The following is a 14902-nucleotide window of genomic DNA, read 5'->3' as shown; positions in this document are numbered from 1 at the left end:
GACCGAGATGGTCGAGGTCCGCCTCCGGGCGCCGGCTCAGACGGGCTGAGCAGTATGTCGACGGTCCGGCGAAGAGCTACTCCCCTTCAACGCCGTCAAGACTACGTGACCCCACCATCGATCCCAAGGCCACCAGCCCCACCTGTGAGTCACGTCGCATGTCTTGTCGTGTCATGAGCACGTCACTAGCTTCTTACCCAACGCTCACCCGTCGGCAACACGGAGGCGCGAGCATTCCCTCGCTCGCGCTCCAACACCCCCACCCCACAAGGGAGTTCGCATGCCGAAACTCTACGCGCGTCGACGACTCAGCATACTCGCGGCCTTCACCGGACTCATAGCCTCCGCCGCACTGTTCAACTCCCCCAGCGCCTCCGCCGCCCTCCCCACCCCGGTCAGCGCGTCCACCGCCCGCACCTACCTCGCCTCCCTCACCGTGGCGACCGAGGTCCGCACCGGCTACGAGCGTGACCTGTTCCCGACCTGGGACACCATCAGCGGCACCTGCAACACCCGCGAGTGGATCCTCAAGCGCGACGGTACGAACGTCGTCACCAACTCCGCCTGCACCGCCACCAGCGGCTCCTGGTACTCCCCCTACGACGGCGCCACCTGGACCGCCGCCTCCGACGTCGACATCGACCACCTCGTCCCGCTCGCCGAGGCCTGGGACTCCGGCGCCCGCAACTGGACCACCGCCCAGCGCGAGGCCTTCGCCAACGACGTCACCCGCCCGCAGCTCCTCGCCGTCACGGACAACGTGAACCAGTCCAAGGGCGACCAGGACCCGGCGACCTGGATGCCGTCCCTCACCTCGTACCGCTGCACCTACGTCCGCGCCTGGGTCCAGGTGAAGTACTACTACAACCTCTCCGTGGACTCCGCCGAGAAGAGCGCGCTCACCAGCTACCTCTCCGCCTGCTGAGCACCGGAACCTCCCCGCGGGCCTCCGTCGTTCCGTACCGTACGGGGCGACGACCGAGGCGAGCCGAAGGGGCGCACAGCGCCCCCTAGGCGAGCCGACCGAGGAAAAGGGGCGGGGACTGTGGCCGGACTGCGGCTGGGACCGCTGCTGAGGTACACCGACGGCTCGTCGGCGACCGTCTGGGTCGAGGCGAGCCGTCCGTGTACCGCCGAGGTGCGCTGCTCGGACGGCGCCGGCGGCACCGCGCGCACCTTCCAGGTGGCCGGCCACCACTACGCCCTCGTCCCGGTCACCGGGCTGGCCCCGGGCACCTCACCGTCGTACGACGTCCTCCTGGACGGCACGCACGTGTGGCCGCCGCCCGGCTCCCCCTTCCCGCCGCCGGTGATCCGCGTCCCGGCCGCGGACGACCCCCTGCACGTCGTCTTCGGCTCCTGCCGCTGGGCCGCGCCGCCCGCCGACGGCCACGACCCGGTCGGCCCCGACGCCCTCGACAGCCTCGCCGCGCGCATCGCCGCCGGCGGCGAACGGCCCGACGTGCTCCTGCTGTTGGGCGACCAGGTGTACGCCGACGAAACCTCGGCGGCCACCCGGCGCTGGCTGACCGCCCGCCGCGACCTCACGGAGGCACCCGGCGCCGAGGTCGCGGACTACGAGGAGTACACCCGCCTCTACTACGAGTCCTGGCTCGACCCGGAGGTGCGCTGGCTGCTCTCCACCGTGCCCAGTTGCATGATCTTCGACGACCACGACGTGATCGACGACTGGAACACCTCCGCGGCCTGGCTGGCCGACCTGCGCGCCACCCCCTGGTGGCAGGAGCGGCTGCTGAGCGGGCTGATGTCGTACTGGGTCCACCAGCACCTGGGCAACCTCTCCCCGGCCGAGCTGGCCGCCGACCCGCTGTACGCCGCCGTGTGCGAGGCACCGGACGGCACGGACGAGTTGCGCGCCTTCGCCGCCGGGGCCGACGCGGATCCGGCCGCCGTACGGTGGAGTTACCGGCGTGACTTCGGGCGGGTACGGCTGCTGATGGTGGACACCCGGGCGGCCCGCGTCCTGGACGAGCGGAGCCGCGCCATGCTCGACCCCGGCGAGGCCGAGTGGCTGCGCGAACAGGCCCTGGACGACCGGGAGTCGTACGACCACCTCCTCGTCGGCACCTCGCTGCCCTGGCTGCTGCCGCACCTGATACACGACCTGGAGACCTGGGACGCGGCCCTGTGCCGGGGCGAACGGGGCACCCGCTGGGCCCGGTTCGGGGAACGGCTGCGCCGCGCGGCCGACCTGGAGCACTGGGCGGCCTTCCCCGCCTCCTTCGCCGAACTGGCCGGCCTGTTCGCCCGGACCGGCTCCGGGCCCGAGGCGCCCGCCTCCGTCTGCGTGCTCTCCGGGGACGTCCACCACGCCTACGTCGCCGAGCCCGCGTGGCCCGCCGGGACCGCGCCCGCGTCCCGTGTGCTGCAACTCACCTGTTCCCCCGTCCACAACTCCGTGCCGCCGACGATCCGGGCCGGCTTCCGGTTCGGCTGGAGCGCCCCGGCCCGGCTTCTCGGGCGGCGTCTGGCCCGGCACGGGCGGTGCGCGCCGCCGCCGGTGACGTGGCGGAAGCGGGGCGGGCCGTGGTTCGGCAACCAGCTCATGACGCTGACGCTGCACGGCCGTTCGGCCCGGCTGCGGCTGGAGCGGGCCCGGCGGGACGGAACCCTGGAGACCGTGACGGAGTCCGTCCTGACCACCCCATGAGGGACGACCACGGGACAACCACGGGACAGCTGCGTGACAACTGGGTTGTGTGGGGCGCACGTTGGCTTCTGTTAACCGCAACGGCATGATGAGGCGGACCGTCCGCTTCCGATGCCCCGCAGCGGTCCCGCGGACGGTCTTCCTGCCCTGCGCCCCCACAGCCCGGGAGTCACGTCCTTGTCCTCCTCGCCCCAGGAATCCGTGCCGGTCTCCGTCGCCCTGGTCGGCGCCGGCCCGCGCGGCACCAGCGTCCTGGAACGCCTCTGCGCCTCCGCCCCCGAACTGCTGCCCCCGGGACGGCGCCTCACGGTCCACGTGATCGACCCGGCCCCGCCGGGCCCCGGCCGGGTCTGGCGTACGACGCAGCCGGCGGAGCTGCTGATGAACACCGTGGCGAGCCAGGTCACCCTGTTCACCGACGACAGCGTGGAGTGCGCGGGCCCCGTCCGGCCAGGACCCAGCCTGCACACGTGGGCGGCCGGTGACCTGGGCCCCGACGACTACCCGACCCGCGCCCACTACGGCCGCTACCTGGAGTGGGTCTTCACCAGGACGGCGGCGCGGGCACCGCGGACGGTCCGGGTGCTGACGCATCGCGGCCGGGCCGTACACCTCCGCGACGACCCCGACGGCCGCCAGACGCTCACCCTCGACGACGGCCGCACCCTGCCCGGCCTGGCGGCGGTCGTGCTGGCCCAGGGCCACCTCCCGGCGACCGCGTCCCCCGGCGAACGCCTCCTGTCCGCCCACGCCGCCCGGCACGGCCTCCGGCACATCCCGCCCGCCAACCCGGCCGACGTCGACCTCACCCCGCTCGCGCCCGGCGAACCGGTGCTGCTGCGCGGCCTCGGCCTCAACTTCTTCGACCACCTGGCCCTGCTGACCACCGGCCGCGGCGGCCGTTTCACCCGCACCCCCGACGGCTCCCTGCGCTACACCCCCTCCGGCCGCGAGCCCCGCCTGTACGCGGGCTCCCGGCGCGGCGTCCCGTACCAGGCGCGCGGCGACAACGCGAAGGGCCCGTACGGCCGTCACACCCCGCTGCTGCTCACCCCCGAGGTGATCGCGGCCTTCCGCAAGCAGGCGGACTCCGGCGCGGCGCCCGACTTCCGCACGGAGGTCTGGCCGCTGGTCGCGAAGGAGGTGGAGACGGTCTACTACTCCGCCCTGACCGGCGACCCGGAGCTCACCGAACGCTTCCTCACGGCCGGCGGCCGGCCCGCGGAGACGGCCGTACTCGACGCCCACGGCGTGCCGGAGCAGGACCGCTGGTCCTGGGAACGCCTCCAACGCCCCTACGGGGAACTGAAGTTCGCCGATCCCGCGCAGTGGCGGGCCTGGCTGCTCGGATACCTGCGCGCGGACGCGGCCCAGGCCGCCCTCGGCAACGTGCGCGGCCCGCTCAAGGCCGCCCTGGACGTGCTGCGCGACCTGCGCAACGAGATACGGCTGATCGTCGACCACGGCGGCCTGGCCGGCGCCTCCCGGCGGGCCCACCTGGACGGCTGGTACACCCCGCTCAACGCGTTCCTGTCCATCGGCCCGCCCCGCCGCCGCATCGAGGAGCTGGCCGCGCTGCTCTCTGCGGGAGTGGTGGAGGTGCTCGGCCCGGGGGTGGAGGTGGACGACGAGGCGGGCGCGTGGGTGGCCCGCTCCCCCGCGGTCCCCGGCTCGGAGGTCCGCGTGACCACCGTCGTGGAGGCCCGCCTCCCCGAGCCGGACCTGCGCCGCACCGCCGACGAACTGCTGGCCGGCCTGGTCCGCGAAGGGGCGTGCCGCCCGCACACGGTGGACGGCCACGAGACCGGCGGCGTCGACGTCACACCGCGCCCCTACCGCGTCATCGACCGCCACGGCCGCCCGCACGCACGCCGGTTCGCCTTCGGGGTGCCCACCGAGGGCGTGCACTGGGTGACCGCGGCGGGCGCCCGCCCGGGCGTGGACTCGGTGACCCTCTCGGACGCGGACGCGATAGCACGGGCGGTGCTGCGGACAGCGGCAGCCGAGGGGCAGGCGCGGCCGACGACGGCCGAACGGCACGCGCCGGTCGGCGTGTGACACCGGGCACAGCATGGTCCGCGCATGGCACGCGCATGGCACATGTATGGGCGTTCCCCGATAACCCTTTGCCGAACATACGAGCCCCCCGTGACACTCCTGTCACACCCCCCGCGTACGCTGTATGGCTGTCGTCGGGGGGCGCATCAGGACAATCACGGGGGAACCGTCGTGTGGGAAAGCATGGGGTCGCTGGAGGCCGGGCCGTGGATATACGCCATGGTGGCCCTCTCCGTGCTGCTTGATGTGTTCCTGCCGGTCCTGCCGAGCGGGGTGCTGGTCATCACCGCGGCGACGGCAGCGGCGGCGGGTACCGGCGCGTCGGCCGGGCGGGTACCGCCGCACGCCCTGCCGGACATCCTGGCGCTGACCCTCTGCGCGGCCACCGCATCGGTCCTCGGCGACCTGTTCGCCTTCCGGCTGGCCCGGCGCGGCGGGGCCCGCCTGGACCGCGCCATCGCCCGCTCCCGCCGGCTGAGCCGCGCGCAGGAACGTCTCGGGGAGGCCCTGTCCCGGGGCGGCGGCGCGCTGGTCGTCCTGGCCCGGTTCGCCCCGGCCGGCCGCTCGATCGTCTCCCTGGGCGCCGGCGCGACCCACCGCAGCGTCCGCGACTTCCTCCCCTGGTCCGCCCTGGCGGGCCTGACCTGGGCGGTCTACAGCGTCGCCCTCGGCTGGCTGGGCGCCCAGTGGCTGGGCGCGACCTGGATGGCGACGGCGGTGTCGGTGGCGGCACTGTTCGGCGCGGGGGCCGGCGCGGGATACCTGATGCGAAGACGCCGCCCGGCGTAGTCCGCACCGCCTCCACTGACCCCCACCTCGGCCTCAGCCCCCGCTCACGGCCCCCTGCCCGCGCACCTCCAGTCCGCCGAGCAACGCGGCGGTCGCCTCCGCGACCGCGTCCACCGCCCGCTCGAACACCTCCCGGTTGTGCGCGGCCGGCGCCCGGAACCCGGACACCTTCCGCACGTACTGCAACGCGGCAGCACGGATCTCCTCCTCCGTGGCCTCCTCGGCCAACTGGGGCGGACGCAGGGTCTTGATACTCCGGCACATGTCCCCAGTCTCCCGCAGCCCCTTTCTTCCTGCGAGGATCTTTCGTAGGCGGCCACCGCTCCCGGGGCCGACCGACGAGAGGACAGCTCCATGCCGGACACCCCGAACGCACCCGTCCCCCGCCTGACCGTCGCCGTCCTCGGCCCCGGCGGCGTCGGCGGCCTGCTCGCCGCCCTGCTCTCCCGCTCCGGTCACCGCGTCCTCTGCCTCGCGGGCGAAGAGACGGCCCGTACGCTCCGTACCACCGGAATCCAGGTCCGCAGCACCCGGTTCGGCGACTTCACGGCCCCCGTCGAGGCCGACACGGCCCTGCGCGAACCCGTCGACGCGTGCCTGGTCACCGTCAAGGCCACCGCCCTGGACGCGGCCCTCACCCGGATCCCGCCCGCGGCCCTCGGCGACGCCCTCCTCGTCCCGTTCCTGAACGGCGTGGAACACCCCGCGCTGCTGCGCGCCCGCTACGCCCCCGACCGCGTGGCCCCGTCCGTGATCCGCGTCGAGTCGACCCGCACCGCCCCCGGCCTCGTCGAACACACCAGCCCCTTCGCGGAGATCGACCTGACCGGCGCCAAGGTCCCCCGCCCCCGTCTGGAGGCCCTCGCCGAAGCCCTCACCGCGGCGGGCCCGGCCACGGCCGTCCTGGACGACGAAACCACCGCTCTCTGGGCGAAGATGGCGTTCCTCGCCCCGTTCGCCCTCCTCACCACCCGCTACGCCCTCCCCCTCGGCGAGGCCCGCACCCGGCACCGCGAGGAACTGGCGTCCCTGGTGGCGGAGACCGCCGCCGTCAGCCGCGCCTGCGGCGCCCCCGTCGACCCGGCCCAGGCCCTGGCCCGGTACGACGCCTTCCCGCCCGCCGCCAAGTCCTCGATGCAGCGCGACGCGGAGGCCGGCCGCCCCCTCGAACTCGACGCGATCGGAGGCGCGTTGCTGCGGGCGGCGGACCGGCACGGCGTACCGGTGCCGGTGACGGCCCGCATCGTCAGGGAGCTGCGCGAGGCCGGACGCTAGCGGCTGTTCCGTCCGGAGACACGTCCGGAGGCACGTCCGGGGGTGCGGGCGGCGGCGACGAAGGCGGCCATCTTCTCGCGGCTCTTCACCCCCGGCGCGGTCTCGACGCTGCTGGAGACGTCCACGCCGTAGGGCCCGAACTCCTCGATGACACCGGCCACGTTGTGCTCGTCCAGGCCGCCGGCGATCACCACCTTCCCCGGCACCTCACCGACCCAGGCGGGGATGTCCGCGAACACGCCGCTGCCCGCGCTGGCGTCGTAGAAGAAGTACCGGAGCGCCTCCGGCTTCTCGGGCGGGGTGCCGGAGGCGAGGGCGAGGTTCGGGATGTCGGCCTGCTCGTAGATCTGGACGACGTCGACGTGCTCGGCGACGGCGGCCGTCTCGGCGAGGGTCAGGGCCACGGCGAAGACGGGGATCCGCCCCCGGGCGTACGCGGCCAGCTCCACGGCCCGCTCCGGCGGGCAGTACCGCTTGCTCTTCGGCGTCACGACGATCCCGACGGCGTCGTACCCCAGCTCCACCGCCCAGTCGATCTGCCGCTCCTGGGTGAGCCCGCACACCTTCACGAACGCCGACTGCCGCTGCCCGCTCATCCCGTCCCCACTCCGTTCTCCCGCCCGGCGGGAACACTGTCCTGCTTCCAGCTTCTCAGCCTTCTCGGCCTGCGGCGCCACGACCGAACACCGGGGTCCCGTCCCGGAGTCCCTCCGCTTCCCGCCGGACGGCCCCGAAGAGCACCGGCAGCACGAGCGCCGCGTCCCGCAACGCCGGCCGTAGCGGCAACTTCCCCCGCCCCTAGCTCGCCTCCCCGTGGTGCGGGCGGATCCGGGTCGGCCGGGGCCACGGTATGAGGGCCGGGACGCGGGCGCGGTAGGCCTGGTACGAGGCGCCGAACCGGCCGGCCATGAGCGCGTCCTCGGTCCGTACCCGGGTCAGCAGCCAGGGGACGGCGACCGCCAGGGCGGCTGTCCAGGCGCCGAAGCCGCAGGCCAGCATGGCGCCGACGACCAGTCCGAGCAGGCCGGTGTATATGGGGTGGCGCACGAGCCGGTAGGGCCCGTCGGTGCGCAGTTCGTGGTGGTCCTGGACCGTCGGGACACTGGCCCACATCGTGCCCAGGACCCAGCGGGCCCACAGCAGCAGAGCGGTGGCGGTGACGGCGAGCAGGCCACCGAGAAGCGCGAGTTCGGGCTGCCAGTACTGCAGGCGGTGCCAGAACCCGGCGGTGCGCCCGACGCCCCAGGAGAACGCCCAGGCACCGGCGACCAGCAGCACCCGGCGGGGCAGCGTACGACGCAGCCCCCGCGCCCAACCGCCCACACCGGCCTGCCTCTTCACCCCGAAGTAGACGGCACCCGCGATCCAGGCCACGACGAAGACCAGAACGCAGGCACCGGTGAGTGCGACAAGTCCCGAGTGCAGTGATCCCATGCCTCAAGACTCCTCCGGCCCCCGGCCGATCACCACCACCCACGGGCCGATGGAGAGCCTCCACCCCCCCGGCCGGATCCCGGTCCGGTATCGGTACGGCCGCGGAACCGGCGGACTCCCCGGCTCCGGGAGACGCTGCGGCGGTGGGCGGCGAAGTCGGACGGTACGCGAAGTGGACCGCGGACGTGGTCGCGGCGGTGGCCATGGCGGTGTTCGAGGCGGTCGCGCTCTTCGGAGCCCTGGCCGTTCTGACGCTCGGCACGATGGGGGCGGCCTGGGTCCCGCCGGCGTGCCTGGGCGGTCTCGCCCTGTGCGCGGGAATCATCGCGGCGGCGGCGTGGAGCACACGGCTGTGGGTCACGGCGGCGGTACAGGGGCTGGTCACCGGGGGTTGCCTGGTGGCGGTGACCGGCTTCTGGGGCGGCGCGTGAGGACGCGGACCGAAGGCGCCCCGGCGAGGCCGCCCCAGCCGCCGCCCCATTGATGGGCTGCCCACCAGTTGCCACCATGTTCGGATCGACCAGCGAATCACGGTGGGGGAAACGTGCTCAGTCTCCGGGGAACGCCGTCTCAGCAGAACCGCACACTCGTCGCCGCCGTCTGCGCCCTGGCCACCCTCGGGCTCATCGTCGGGACACCGTTCATCCTGAACGTGCTTGCCCCGGACGACCTGAACTGGGGGCAGCTGAGCAACGTCAGCCAGACCTACGGTGCGCTGTCCGTGCTCATCTCCGCGGCTGCGCTGGCCGGAGTGGCTGCGTCGCTGTGGTACCAGGCCCGGCAGACACAGATAGCGCAGGAAGCCGCGCGACGCGATGCCCATCGAGAGTTGATCATCCTGGCGCTCGGCGACCCTTCGCTGCTTGCGTGCTGGGAGCCGCCGCAGACGCCGATGACAGCCACCCGAAGGAAGCAGATCCTGTTCACCAACCTCATCGTCACCAACTGGGAGTCCGACTTCAGGCTCGGGAACCTGGGCGAGGCCGCACTCCGGGACATGTTCGACGGCCACTTCCAAGGTGAGATCGCACGCGAGCACTGGGTGACCGGCGGTCCCGGATGGCGCGGCTCGGCCGGGCTCTCCGCCGACCCCATGCGACGCCGGTTTGTCGAGATTGCCGACGAACGGTACGCGCGTGCCGTCGCCGACGGCTCTCCGGTGGCTGCCGCTGAGTACTTCGAGGCTGCTCCTTAGCGAGCCGGGCTGCCGGCGGGCCGCTGCGGCCGAGGTCGGCCGGTGGCCAGCCGTTCGAACGTCGACAGCACAGGCTCGCGGTTCGACGCCACAGGGCATCCGAACACATGAACCCCACGAACAAACTCGCCACCTAAAATCGAACAGGCGTACCATTGCCGCGTGGCTGCGACCTATGACTTTCCGAGTGACCTCCTCGCCGGTCAGGAGGAGCTGCATCAGGTCCGGGCCGAGCTCTCGGTCCTGCTGAAGCGGCTTCCCTGGTCGGTCGTGCCTCTGGACGGATTCAGTGACGAGGGCGGCTGGCGCAAGGTGGAGCGCCCCGCCTCCCCGGGCTGGACCGAGGACGAACAGGCCGAGGTGGAGAAACTGCGCCGCCGCGAGCACGAACTCGCGGTGTTCGTCAGCGGCCACCGCTTCTGGGCGGAGGTCACGGCACCGGACCGCATGGACGCCCGAAGCCGGCTCAAGCACGCGCACGACAAGGGCTGAGCACAGCAGAGGACCCCGGCCGGATCGGCCGGGGTCCTCTCTTCACGTGGGCGCGGACGGTTTCGAACCGCCGACATCCTGCTTGTAAGGCAGGCGCTCTACCCCTGAGCTACGCACCCGAGACGAGTCGACAGCCTACATTGCCAGGGGCGCTGTCCCGCAAACCCGTATCCGAGCCGTCCAAGCCCTCCGAGCCCTCCGAGTCGTCCCCGGCTGATCGCCTCGACCGCGAACTGACCGGCCCGTGTGTTCGTCTTTCACGGGTGGGAGAATTGGAGCGACCGCCAGGACACGGGGCGCAGCGTGGTACGGGAGAGGGAGAAGTGACGGGGACATCGGCGAATTCGGCGGTATCCGAGCAGTCGTACCCGCCTCCCGTGCGGGCCCGGCGTACGCCGCTTCGGGATGTTCTCGCTCTGGTGAGTCTGCCGTTGCTTGCGGTGCTGGTGGTACCCGGGGCGTTCGCCGGTGGTGGGACGCGGCGGTGGTTCGGGGGGCGGGCGGAGAGTCAGCGGGCGGAGGCGCAGGCGGCGAAGGACGCCGCGGCGAGCGCGTTCTACGAGCTGGACACCGCCCAGCGGGACCTGCGGATCTCGATAGAGACCATCTCCGCCGTCGACGACTCGCCCGCGGCCCGTCGCGCCGTCTCCGACTTCGAGGCGCTGGGGCGGCGGATCGACGAGGTCAGCAACCGGTACATCCAGGCCATCGACGCCTACGACCTGGACCGGGACGACCTGGAGGCCGCCACGGCGTCGCGGGCGCGCGGGGAGATCTCCGGGGCCAAGGACGAGCTGGTGCGGGTGAAGGGGGAGCTGGACCGGTTCGGGGAGTCGCTCGGGCCGCTGCTCGGGAAGGCCGAGACGCAGCTGGCGCGGCTGGCGCCCGCCGTGGAGCGGGCCCGGCAGGCGCTGCTTGCGGCCAGCAACGCGCTCGACGCGGTGCGGCGGACCCCCGTCCGGGCCGACGAGCTGGCGGCCCGGCTGGCCGCGTTGTCGCCGGAGCTGACCAGGCTGAACCAGGGCGCGGGGCAGCACGGCGTGCAGGCGACGCTGGAGCGGGCCGGGCGGGTGCAGCGGGAGGCCGAGGCGATCCGGGTCGAGGCCGAGCGGCTGCCGGAGCAGGCGGCGGAGATCGATCACCGGCTGGTGAGCCTGCGGACGCGGGCGCAGGCGCTGACCACCAGGGCGGGGCAGGTGGATCCGGTCCTGAGCGAGCTGCGGCGGCGGTTCTCGGCGGCCTGCTGGCAGGATCTGCAACAGGTGCCTCAGCAGGCCGTGGAGAACGTGCGGCAGGCCGAGGTGAAGCTGCGCGAGGCGCAGGCGGCGCGGGACGCGCAGCGGTGGGCGGACGCGACGTCGCTGCTGTCGACGGTGCGGGCGCTGCTGAACGGTACGGACGAGGCGGTGTCCGCGGCCGGTGACCGGCTGGGCCGGCTGAACGCGGTGCAGAAGGATCCGCAGGCGGAGATCGACCGGACGCGGTTCGCGATCCGGGACGCGCAGCGGCTGGCGATGGCGGGGCGGTCCAGTCCGGATCCGCGGCACGCCCGGCCGCTGGACGACGCGGTGGCGCGGCTGGGCCGGGCGGTGGGCACGCTGGAGGGGCGGCATCCCGACTACTGGCACTTCCTGACGGAGACGGAGGCGGTGCGGCAGTCGGTGGCGCGTACGGTGGCGCAGATCCGGGAGGACCGGGGCACGGGCCATCCGTGAGCCGCTGCCGTGCGAGCCGTCTGCCGTGCGAGCCGTTTGCCGTCCTGTCGGCGCAGGCGGATATTGGGAGGCGACCCGCAATCCAGATGGGGAGGCGGAGATGGCCTCACACACGGCGCATTCGGGGATGTCGCGGCCGCAGATCATTTTCGACGAGGCGCTGCCCGTCGACCACCGCCTGAACCAGGTCTACCGGATCGGGGCCGGGCTGATGGGCCTGTTCCTGCTGGCCTTCGGGATCCTCGGGCTGACCAACAACATCGGCTTCTTCGACACGGGCGGGAACACCGCGATCGGCCTGAACACCAACGGCGCGCTGAGCGTGCTGTCGATCTGTGTCGGGCTGCTGCTGTTCGTCGGGATGGTGATCGGCGGGAACTTCGCGTCCACGCTGAACATGGTGCTCGGCGTGCTGTTCATCCTGAACGGCTTCCTGTTCCTGGGCCTGCTGGACACGGATTCGGACTTCCTGGCCTTCAAGATCCAGAACGTGCTGTTCAGTTTCGTGGTGGGTCTGGTGCTGATGGTGTTCGGGATGTACGGCAGGGTCAGTACGAACCTGCCGCACGACAACCCGTACTGGCGGGCCCGCCACCCCGAGTCGGAGCAGCGGGCCGTCACGGCTGCCGATGATCAGGTGCGGTAGGCGTAGTAGTACGCGTTCGGGTACGACGCGACGAGGCTCGCCAGCGACCTGCGGTAGGTGTTGTTGGAGTGGTAGGTCACGTACGGGATGCCGTTGGCCACGTACGTGACGATCATCGTGTGGTCCTTCGAGCCGTCCCGGTCGAAGTCCATCTGGATGACGTCACCGACCTGCGCCTGGAAGACGTTGGCGAGCGGCGTGGTCCGCTTGGAGTTCTGGGCGAACCAGGACCACTCGTTGACGCCGACGAACGAGTCCGACTGGATGTCCGCGTTGCCGAACCACTTGGTGTAGTCGTAGACGTAGCCCGGGACGTGCTTCCAGCCGCCGGCCTTGAGCGACTGGCTGACGAAGTTGGTGCAGTCGCCGCCGTCGCCGTGGCCGTTGTAGTCCGGGTAGTCCGGGTTGTAGTTGTTCCAGTACTTCTCGGCGTACGTGGCCATCGCCTTGTAGTCGTACGTGCCACCGGTGAGGGTCTTCGGCACGGCCGTGGGGTTACGCGTGGTGGCCGCGCGGGGCGCGTCCGGCGTGGTGTTGCCGTCGTCGCCGGTGGCGGGCGCCTTGACCGAGGGCTTGGACAGCGTGTTGACGGCGAGACCGCCGTCGTCGGTGTCCTTGATGGTGGTGAGCTGCCAGGTGCCCTGCCGGTCCGCCTTGAAGGTCAGTTCGTGGTGGGCCTGGAAGCCGGTGGTCTTCGGCGCGCCGGAGGCGGCCTTCGCGTAGGTCAGCGTCGTCGTCTCGGTGACGTCGGCCTTGGCGGTGCGGCCGGTCACGCGGGTCGCGTCGAGCGTGACCTGGGTGCTGCCGGCGCTGTACGTCTCACCGGCCTTGGCGATGCTGCTCTGACGACCGCGCAGCTGGGTCAGCGCCGCGTTCTCGTCGCGTGACTGGGTGCTGGAGAGCCGGACGCCGCCGGAGAAGCGGGACGTCTGCTTCTTCTGCGAGGCACCCTGCACGAGGGCCTGGGTGCGGTCGGTGAAGACCGCGTCGGCCAGCTTCTGGAAGGTCGCCTTGGTCGCGGCGTTCACGGTCGGGTCGTCGACGACGGCCGCGCCCGCGCTCCAGTTGGGCACGAGGGCGACGCCGGCGACGACCGAGGCGGCTGCCGCCGTGACTATGGCCGCACGGCTGCGCTTACGGCTCAGTTTTCTGGATTTCAATGATGTTCCCCTCTACGCCGGTACACCTCTACCGGGCGACGGCATCTTCGCACGGCGTGTGTGACTCCTGTGAAGGGGGTTGCAGGATTGGAATCCGCTTGCTGCCGTGTCGACTTGAACCGCCTGTCACAAGTCGGTACAAGGCCTACTTCACGATGCTCGACCAGTCCGACGGGGCCTGGGCGGGGTCCAGGGTGCGCAGCCGGGCGAGGGTGGCCGGGTCCTGGGCGTCCATCCAGTCGGAGAGCTCCTTGAAGGAGACGCACTTGACGCCCTTCTTGGTGCATATCTTCGGGATGACCTGGTCGATGGCCTTCATGTAGATGCCGCCGTTCCAGTCCTCGAAGTGGTTTCCGATGAACAGCGGGGCGCGGCTGCCGTAGTAGACGCGGTTGAAGCCGTCCATGTAGGACTCGACGGTCTGCTGCTCCCATTCGGCGTACTTGGCGGGGTCGCCGTCGGTCTCGCCGTTGGACTGGTTGTAGAGGAAGTTGAAGTCCATGGAGAGGCCCTGGTAGTCACCGCCGGGGTAGGGGAGCATCTCCAGCGGGAAGTTCCAGAGGCCGTCCTTCTTGGAGGGCCAGATCTGGAAGTCGCCGGGGGAGCTGGCGTCGTACTTCCAGTTGTAGCCGTACTTCTGCAGGGCCTTCAGCAGGTTGGGCTGGCCCTCAAGGCAGGGGGCCCGGCCGCCGACGACCTCCTGCTTGAAGTCGAAGGGCAGGGCGGGGATGTCCTTGAAGCCGGTGTTGGTCTTCCAGTTCTCGACGAACTTGTAGAACTGGTCGATCTCGCTCTTCCACTGCTCGACGCTCCAGTCACGGCCGCCCTTGGCCTCGCAGAAGTGGCCGTTGAAGTGGGTGCCGATCTCGTTGCCGTCGTTGTAGGCCTCGCGGAGCTGTTCCAGGGTGGTGCGGATGTGTTCGTCGGTGGCGTAGTCGATGGCCGCGTCGCCGGGCTGGTGCATCGGGCCGGTGTAGAGGGTCTTCTTGCTCTTGGGCAGCAGGTAGATGCCGGTGAGGAAGAAGGTCATGTGGGCGTTGTACTCCTTGGCCATCTCCCGGTAGTGCGAGAAGAGATGGTCGGAGCCCTCCAGGGCGCCGTCCCAGGAGAAGACGACGAACTGGGGTGGCTTCTCCCCCGGCTTGAGCTTCTCGGGCTTCAACTGGCCCTTCTGCGGCCCGGTGTACGACGTCGAGCCGTCGCCCAGGACGTGGGTCTTGCCGTCCCACTTCGGCGAGGCCGACGGCGACGGGGAGGCCTTCGTGGTCCCGGCGGCGGTGGGCGCGGTGTCGTCCTGTCTGGTGAGCACCAGGTAGCCCGCGACGAGGGATGCCACGACCAGGAAGGCGGCCAGGGTCATGACCTCCGGGCGGGCTGGACGGCGGTCACGGGCGGGCGCCTTGCGGCGGTGGCCGCCGGTTGTCGGCTTCGTGCGGGGCTTCATGCTCGGCTCATTCTGCGGGTGGG

At 71.7% G+C, this 14902-nt stretch carries 15 protein-coding genes and 1 tRNA gene; 10 read left to right on the top strand and 6 right to left on the bottom strand.

The window, feature by feature from the left end; genetic code table 11:
* Positions 1 to 280 precede the first annotated feature (280 nt).
* The 4 genes from AB0D74_RS40935 (at position 281) to AB0D74_RS40920 (ending at position 5518) form a co-directional block, all read left to right on the top strand.
* Complete coding sequence (locus AB0D74_RS40935; RefSeq protein ID WP_362598847.1) at positions 281 to 925, top strand: HNH endonuclease family protein; 645 nt, start codon at positions 281 to 283, stop codon at positions 923 to 925.
* Between the two features lie 120 nt (positions 926 to 1045).
* Complete coding sequence (locus AB0D74_RS40930) at positions 1046 to 2671, top strand: alkaline phosphatase D family protein (RefSeq protein WP_362598844.1); 1626 nt, start codon at positions 1046 to 1048, stop codon at positions 2669 to 2671.
* Between the two features lie 111 nt (positions 2672 to 2782).
* Positions 2783 to 4729, top strand: coding sequence for an FAD/NAD(P)-binding protein (locus AB0D74_RS40925; RefSeq protein WP_362598841.1), 1947 nt, complete (start codon positions 2783 to 2785; stop codon positions 4727 to 4729).
* A gap of 183 nt (positions 4730 to 4912) precedes the next feature.
* Positions 4913 to 5518, top strand: a complete 606-nt coding sequence (locus AB0D74_RS40920; RefSeq protein ID WP_362598838.1) for a VTT domain-containing protein — start codon at positions 4913 to 4915, stop codon at positions 5516 to 5518.
* Between the two features lie 33 nt (positions 5519 to 5551).
* Here the strand turns inward: AB0D74_RS40920 and AB0D74_RS40915 are convergent, their stop codons facing one another.
* Entirely contained in the window at positions 5552 to 5782 is a 231-nt protein-coding gene (locus AB0D74_RS40915; RefSeq protein WP_351494278.1) for a DUF2277 domain-containing protein, read from the bottom strand.
* Positions 5783 to 5872: 90 nt separating this feature from the next.
* Here AB0D74_RS40915 and AB0D74_RS40910 point away from each other — a divergent pair, with 90 nt between their 5' ends.
* Complete coding sequence (locus AB0D74_RS40910) at positions 5873 to 6793, top strand: 2-dehydropantoate 2-reductase (protein ID WP_362598835.1); 921 nt, start codon at positions 5873 to 5875, stop codon at positions 6791 to 6793.
* On the opposite strand, the gene AB0D74_RS40905 is transcribed toward AB0D74_RS40910, so the two are convergent.
* Together AB0D74_RS40905 and AB0D74_RS40900 are read right to left on the bottom strand one after the other, a co-directional pair.
* The gene (locus tag AB0D74_RS40905; protein WP_362598832.1) at positions 6790 to 7389 is read right to left on the bottom strand and encodes a hypothetical protein; all 600 of its coding nucleotides are present in this window, start codon (positions 7387 to 7389) and stop codon (positions 6790 to 6792) included. The two genes, AB0D74_RS40910 and AB0D74_RS40905, sit on opposite strands and share 4 nt — an antisense overlap.
* 202 nt (positions 7390 to 7591) lie before the next feature.
* The gene (locus AB0D74_RS40900) at positions 7592 to 8227 is read right to left on the bottom strand and encodes an isoprenylcysteine carboxylmethyltransferase family protein (RefSeq protein ID WP_362598829.1); all 636 of its coding nucleotides are present in this window, start codon (positions 8225 to 8227) and stop codon (positions 7592 to 7594) included.
* Between the two features lie 143 nt (positions 8228 to 8370).
* Between AB0D74_RS40900 and AB0D74_RS40895 the strand changes: the two genes are divergently transcribed.
* The 3 genes from AB0D74_RS40895 (at position 8371) to AB0D74_RS40885 (ending at position 9914) form a co-directional block, all read left to right on the top strand.
* Positions 8371 to 8658, top strand: a complete 288-nt coding sequence (locus AB0D74_RS40895) for a hypothetical protein (RefSeq protein ID WP_362598826.1) — start codon at positions 8371 to 8373, stop codon at positions 8656 to 8658.
* A 113-nt stretch (positions 8659 to 8771) separates the two neighbouring features.
* Complete coding sequence (locus AB0D74_RS40890; RefSeq protein ID WP_362598824.1) at positions 8772 to 9422, top strand: DUF6082 family protein; 651 nt, start codon at positions 8772 to 8774, stop codon at positions 9420 to 9422.
* Positions 9423 to 9584: 162 nt separating this feature from the next.
* Positions 9585 to 9914 carry a hypothetical protein gene (locus AB0D74_RS40885; RefSeq protein WP_362598821.1) on the top strand — a complete coding sequence of 110 codons (330 nt, stop codon included), beginning with the start codon at positions 9585 to 9587 and terminating at the stop codon, positions 9912 to 9914.
* 47 nt (positions 9915 to 9961) lie between these two features.
* On the opposite strand, the gene AB0D74_RS40880 is transcribed toward AB0D74_RS40885, so the two are convergent.
* Positions 9962 to 10033, bottom strand: a tRNA-Val gene (locus AB0D74_RS40880).
* A gap of 258 nt (positions 10034 to 10291) precedes the next feature.
* On the opposite strand from AB0D74_RS40880, the gene AB0D74_RS40875 reads away from it, so the two are divergent.
* Both AB0D74_RS40875 and AB0D74_RS40870 read left to right on the top strand, forming a co-directional pair.
* Positions 10292 to 11629: a hypothetical protein gene (locus AB0D74_RS40875; RefSeq protein ID WP_362598818.1), complete on the top strand. Its 1338-nt coding sequence runs from the start codon at positions 10292 to 10294 to the stop codon at positions 11627 to 11629.
* A 100-nt stretch (positions 11630 to 11729) separates the two neighbouring features.
* Positions 11730 to 12275, top strand: coding sequence for a DUF4383 domain-containing protein (locus AB0D74_RS40870; protein ID WP_362598815.1), 546 nt, complete (start codon positions 11730 to 11732; stop codon positions 12273 to 12275).
* On the opposite strand, the gene AB0D74_RS40865 is transcribed toward AB0D74_RS40870, so the two are convergent.
* Together AB0D74_RS40865 and AB0D74_RS40860 are read right to left on the bottom strand one after the other, a co-directional pair.
* Positions 12263 to 13435: an amidase domain-containing protein gene (locus AB0D74_RS40865; protein ID WP_362598812.1), complete on the bottom strand. Its 1173-nt coding sequence runs from the start codon at positions 13433 to 13435 to the stop codon at positions 12263 to 12265. The two genes, AB0D74_RS40870 and AB0D74_RS40865, sit on opposite strands and share 13 nt — an antisense overlap.
* Positions 13436 to 13580: 145 nt before the next feature.
* Complete coding sequence (locus AB0D74_RS40860; protein WP_362598809.1) at positions 13581 to 14879, bottom strand: hypothetical protein; 1299 nt, start codon at positions 14877 to 14879, stop codon at positions 13581 to 13583.
* Positions 14880 to 14902 lie beyond the last annotated feature (23 nt).

This window comes from Streptomyces sp. NPDC048278 (assembly GCF_040652195.1).
Classification (GTDB): domain Bacteria; phylum Actinomycetota; class Actinomycetes; order Streptomycetales; family Streptomycetaceae; genus Streptomyces.
This window is presented reverse-complemented; position numbering and strand designations above follow the sequence as displayed.

Bases quoted from the DNA above. Each gene is read 5' to 3' on its own strand.
- AB0D74_RS40935 (WP_362598847.1), top strand. From the start codon at position 281: ATGCCGAAACTCTACGCGCGTCGACGACTCAGCATACTCGCGGCCTTC.
- AB0D74_RS40925 (WP_362598841.1), top strand. From the start codon at position 2,783: ATGCCCCGCAGCGGTCCCGCGGACGGTCTTCCTGCCCTGCGCCCCCAC.
- AB0D74_RS40920 (WP_362598838.1), top strand. From the start codon at position 4,913: ATGGGGTCGCTGGAGGCCGGGCCGTGGATATACGCCATGGTGGCCCTC.
- AB0D74_RS40915 (WP_351494278.1), bottom strand. From the start codon at position 5,782: ATGTGCCGGAGTATCAAGACCCTGCGTCCGCCCCAGTTGGCCGAGGAG.
- AB0D74_RS40910 (WP_362598835.1), top strand. From the start codon at position 5,873: ATGCCGGACACCCCGAACGCACCCGTCCCCCGCCTGACCGTCGCCGTC.
- AB0D74_RS40905 (WP_362598832.1), bottom strand. From the start codon at position 7,389: ATGAGCGGGCAGCGGCAGTCGGCGTTCGTGAAGGTGTGCGGGCTCACC.
- AB0D74_RS40900 (WP_362598829.1), bottom strand. From the start codon at position 8,227: ATGGGATCACTGCACTCGGGACTTGTCGCACTCACCGGTGCCTGCGTT.
- AB0D74_RS40870 (WP_362598815.1), top strand. From the start codon at position 11,730: ATGGCCTCACACACGGCGCATTCGGGGATGTCGCGGCCGCAGATCATT.
- AB0D74_RS40860 (WP_362598809.1), bottom strand. From the start codon at position 14,879: ATGAAGCCCCGCACGAAGCCGACAACCGGCGGCCACCGCCGCAAGGCG.